This window comes from Arsukibacterium sp., from assembly GCF_036735525.1.
GTDB lineage: Bacteria > Pseudomonadota > Gammaproteobacteria > Enterobacterales > Alteromonadaceae > Alishewanella.
On the sequence record NZ_DAINOE010000035.1, the window covers coordinates 11,146 to 13,644 of the forward strand.

3 protein-coding genes are annotated in these 2,499 nt (G+C 51.5%); all 3 read right to left on the minus strand.

What is annotated here, in order from left to right:
* Positions 1-367, minus strand: a 367-nt coding sequence (locus V7D78_RS08740) for a PHP domain-containing protein (protein ID WP_333608064.1), incomplete at its 3' end; no start/stop codon positions are given.
* Positions 368-524: 157 nt separating this feature from the next.
* On the minus strand, positions 525-1,544 hold the full coding sequence (locus tag V7D78_RS08745; protein ID WP_333608065.1) for a DUF2804 domain-containing protein: 1,020 nt from the start codon (positions 1,542-1,544) through the stop codon (positions 525-527).
* Positions 1,545-1,553: 9 nt separating this feature from the next.
* The coding region (locus tag V7D78_RS08750; RefSeq protein ID WP_333608066.1) for a helix-turn-helix domain-containing protein at positions 1,554-2,499 on the minus strand (946 nt) is incomplete at its 5' end.

Genomic DNA, 2,499 nt, shown 5'->3' on the forward strand with positions numbered 1-2,499 from the left:
CAGCTGGCAGTACATCAGGTATCTGTGCTTTGGTTAAGCGTCGGGCCATTTCCTCGGCGCGCTCCAGCCGGCGTTGCTGTTGTGTCGCTAAACGCGCCAGAAATACCGGACACGTCGGGTTAACATTGAGGCCGACGATATGAATTTCCAGTTGCTGCCAACTGCTTGATATTTCAACACCATTGATCAGATGCAGCGGCGCTTGCCGGCTGTGTATCGCCTGCCGTGCCTCGGCTAAGCCCGCCACACTATCGTGATCAGTAATGGCCAGAACATCCACGCCCCGCTCAACTGCCCGGGCAATTAGCTCGTCTGGTGATAACACACCATCAGAGCTTAGGGTATGGCTGTGTAAGTCTATTTTCATTGCTACCTCTTGGTTGAGCATAATAGTATCACTTTTATGCCAGGAGGGTCAGCTGTTATGCTGTGTTGTCCACTTCCGACAGCTTTACAGGCTAAGGTGAAAGACTGAGCAGGCATCCCCCGGTCTTATCGGATTAATAACCAGATCCATTATGCGATTACCACTTAGCGTAATGGTCTTCGCAGAAGCCCCATTCCCCCTGTAGCTGAATGACTTCATCAGCTAGCTTAATCACGCCGTAATAACAACCAAAATGCTGGGTAAAATTAGAGGCTATCAGGCCAGCATTGATTTTTTCCTGACGCTGGCCCTGCGGTTCAAATCGCAAGTTGACCATGCCATCGTTGGACGTCATGTGCCATGGCAGCGACGGCTGCTGTCGATCAAACTGAAAATCAATCATATCCAGTTTGATTAAGCGACCATCCAGCCACAACGCATTTTCGGTAAAACCCGTTTCGTTAACTCCGGCCGCCAGATTAAAACCCAAACGCCGGCCATCAGCCAAAAAGCAGGACAGACTGCCCCAATTCCAGAAGGTTTCGCGGCGCATATAACCTGCCGTCCAGTCAACACAGGCGAGCGCCTTTAGCTGCTGCAGATCGTACTGCCGGCCTTGCCAGCACAATTGCCCCTGGCAAAGCAACGCAGTAGCTTTTTCTGTAAATACCCATCCTTGATAGCCGGCACGGGTGCAGAGCGCCAGCGGCTGATAACGCGCAGATTCATCAATGCGGGCATTGAGCGTTAACCGGTCTAATTGCACTTCAAGTGTCCGCATACCCGGCGTTGTCGTGGCGCTGATACTCAGCCGTTGCCTGCCTTTTTGAAAACTGACGGTACCCTGATGAGGTTGAGTGTTGAATGTCGTGCCTCTGGCCAGCAGTTGCAACATAGTGAATTGTTCGAATTGCCGCCGTTCTATGTCATAACAGTAAACGAAGGCCTGACTTAACCATTTTAAATCAACAATGGCTATACCGATAAGTAACACAGGGCTGGAAAACCCAATAAACTGAAACTGATTGAATTTAAAATGCTTAGCCCAGGATCCCAGCCGTTTATTCATCGCATTACGCAAATCGTAATCAAGGTAATTGATGTCAGACACGCCATGCTCAAACACGCCAAACGTTACCTTGCCCTGTGCATCTATCAGTTGAGGTTTTATCGCCATACGATGTCCTTATTTTTGCAGCCGGCGTTTTAGCAAACGCCGGTATTGTGCGGGCGTTTGCCCGGTCCAGCGCCGGTAAGCCCGGGTAAAAGCACTGTGTTCGGAAAAGCCCAGCAACAACGCAATATCACTTATCGACAAAGCTGTATCGGCAAAATAGTGATTTGCCAGATGGGCGCGGCTGCTGTCGAGCCATTGCTGCCAGCAAACGCCATGCTGCAGCAAGCGACGTTGCAAGGTTCGTGACGACATATGCATAGCCGCAGCGGCGCGCTGCAACGTGGCTTCGCCAGCCACTAACAACCGAAACAGCACTTGCTGCAGTTGCTGCTCAAACAGGCTGTTGTCAGCCAGCCCTGGTAGCATATGCTGCAGTTGCCGATCCAACAGTTGCCGCAATCTGGCATCCCGCAATGGCATAGGGCTTTGTAATAAGGACAAATTAAAACGCACAGCCACTCTGGGTTGCTCAAATAACACCGGACAGCCAAAAAACGCTTGATAAGCCGTTTGCCGCACCGCCGCAACGCTGCCCCTGAAACAAAGCTGCAAAGGGGGCTGAGGTGCTGTCAGTTGCTGCTGCACCAAAGTGACCAGAGCGGCAATGGCAACACCATCAGCTAACTGATACACAACCTGATCAAGCGGCGGCCAAAAAAGCTCAATATATTCAGAATGATAATTTAACTGCATTAGATTGACACCATAGAATAATCGCTCGTAACGCTGATAAGCTAACAGGGCGTCACCCAAGGTATCAGAGGCTAAAATTAAGTAGCCGAGCATACCTACATGCGCAGCCTTAACCCCCGCTCCTATGGCTAATTCCGGCGCCCCCCCGGCGCCTGGCAGCTCGCTGCAGCGTGTTAATGCCTGCTGCCAATGCGGCAAAGGCACCGCAGCTTGCTCTTTGTAGCGCAGCAACAGTCTGCACAAGCTGCTGTCAGCCTGCCCT

Coding starts and splice junctions, on each gene's coding strand:
- V7D78_RS08745 (WP_333608065.1), bottom strand. CDS start 1,544: ATGGCGATAAAACCTCAACTGATAGATGCACAGGGCAAGGTAACGTTT.